The sequence below is a fragment of the Paenibacillus zanthoxyli JH29 genome (assembly GCF_000520715.1).
Lineage (GTDB): Bacteria > Bacillota > Bacilli > Paenibacillales > Paenibacillaceae > Paenibacillus_AQ > Paenibacillus_AQ zanthoxyli.
The window spans coordinates 1-503 of sequence record NZ_ASSD01000713.1 but is presented as its reverse complement, the minus strand read 5'-3'; the positions used below and the strand labels follow the sequence as shown (position 1 = coordinate 503).

1 protein-coding gene is annotated in these 503 nt (G+C 61.0%); it reads left to right on the top strand.

Features of this window, described 5'->3' with window-relative positions:
- Positions 1–469: HNH endonuclease (locus tag L691_RS30380; protein ID WP_025693365.1), on the top strand; the 469-nt coding region annotated here is incomplete at its 5' end.
- Between the last annotated feature and the right edge of the window lie 34 nt (positions 470–503).

Sequence of the window (503 nt, the reverse complement as noted above, 5' to 3'; positions counted from 1 at the left end):
CTCGGCTGGGGATGGCTCCGCCAAGCCCAAGCCCCGTCTGCGCGCGGCGGAGCAGACGTCGTCCCTTCAGCGCCAGCGCGGGCCGAAGCCCGCTCCGGATGATGTCTCCGCGCTCATTCCCTCCAAGCAGGGAATGATTCTAATGCGGGGGCACAGCGACAAGGGGCGGCGCTGGCATCAGGAGATCGATCTCGATCTCGCCGTTACGCTGGTTCGGGAGCAGGCCGCCGTGGTAGTCAACAGGCGGACGATCCGCCGGCTGTACAGCAACAAGGACTTTCGCCGGTATATTTTGACCCGGGACAACTATACATGCCATTTCTGCGGCCTGTACGGGGATACGATCGACCACCTGCTGCCCCGCGCCAAAGGCGGACATACCACGCCGGTAAACTGCGTCTGCGCCTGTAATCTGTGCAACCAGGCCAAGGCGGACCAGTACGCGGATGAATTTATGGGTAATACATGAACATCTGTAAATTTACGAAACGCCCCGTCCGACA